The organism is Pseudomonas veronii (assembly GCF_001439695.1).
GTDB classification, from domain to species: domain Bacteria; phylum Pseudomonadota; class Gammaproteobacteria; order Pseudomonadales; family Pseudomonadaceae; genus Aquipseudomonas; species Aquipseudomonas veronii.
Genome location: NZ_JYLL01000080.1, coordinates 1 through 1248 on the forward strand (window position 1 = coordinate 1; position 1248 = coordinate 1248).

Annotated in this window: 1 protein-coding gene; it reads right to left on the reverse strand. The window is 54.9% G+C overall.

Annotated features, from left to right (window positions below; genetic code table 11):
- Positions 1–116: 116 nt before the first annotated feature.
- A complete protein-coding gene (locus TU80_RS31040; RefSeq protein WP_016355702.1) occupies positions 117–1142 on the reverse strand; it encodes an IS110 family RNA-guided transposase in 1026 nt (341 codons plus the stop codon).
- Between the last annotated feature and the right edge of the window lie 106 nt (positions 1143–1248).

The following is a 1248-nucleotide window of genomic DNA, read 5'->3' on the forward strand; positions in this document are numbered from 1 at the left end:
TCTAAAGCCGTTTCATAAGTCAGGTTCTTCGCCAGGCCGGTGTGCCGTTCACGTCATCCATTTTTCAGCTATCGCAAAACCTGAAGGTGCCTCGTGGTACTGCAACAACAGTAGGGTCAGGCCGCCATGGCGTCTGGCCCTGCTTCAAACACTGTATGGTGAGCAGATATTGCCCAGGCAATGCGCGCCAGCTTATTGGCCAGAGCGCACGCCACGACATTGGAGTGTCGTCGCTGAAGCAATGAGCGCACCCAATCAGCCAGTGCCCCTTTTTGACTATCGAGCCTTTGCATATAAACCCTGGCGCACTGTACCAACAGACATCTGAGGCTCTTGTCTCCTCGCTTGCTGATCCCCTTCAAGTTAGACCTGCCACCCGTGCTGTACTGTCTGGGAACCAGCCCTATGGATGCGGCGAAGTCACGACTGCATCCGAATTGCTTGCCGTCTCCCATTTCGACAGCCAGCAGGCTGGCGGTGATCGGGCCGACGCCGGGCATACTCAGCAAACGACTGCCCAGATCATCGTCAGCCAGTTGGCCAGCCATCTCTTTATCCAGCTGCGTGATTTGCTCATCCAGATAGCCGAAGTGTGCGTGCAACTGCTGCAACAATGTGCTGAGCCGTATCGGCAACTCATGCTCGGCCAGAACGCTAGGCAGACGTTTTATGACCGTCCGCCCCAGAGGCAGGCTGATGCCAAACTCCAGCAGGAAGCCATGGAGTTGATTGATTGTTTTGGTGCGGTCACGCACCAGCGACTCACGCATGCGATGCAGTACTGAGAGCGTTTGCTGGGCCTCGGTTTTAGGCGAGACAAATCGCATCGAAGGGCGTGAGGCGGCTTCGCAGATCGCCTCGGCGTCAACGAAATCATTTTTGTTACTTTTAACAAAAGGCCGAACAAACTGCGGGGATATCAGTTTGGTTACATGTCCCATGGTAGCCAGTTCGCGGGCGACGAAATGGGAACCAGCGCAGGCTTCCATCACGACAGTACAAGTGGGGCAGTTGCCGAAAAAACGCATCATCTGCACGCGCGAGAGTTTCTTGCGAAACATCTCTCGACCTGATACGTCCTGGCCGTGCAAGTGGAAAGTGTGTTTGCCGAGATCGATACCGACCAGTGCCAATTCGCTCATGATAATGGCCTCCAAAATAAAACACCCTAGAAAGCGTAGCCCTCGCAGGGTGTGGGGGTGACCATCTCATTACCGGACACCCATTTAGGCGAGAATGCTCGCCAGA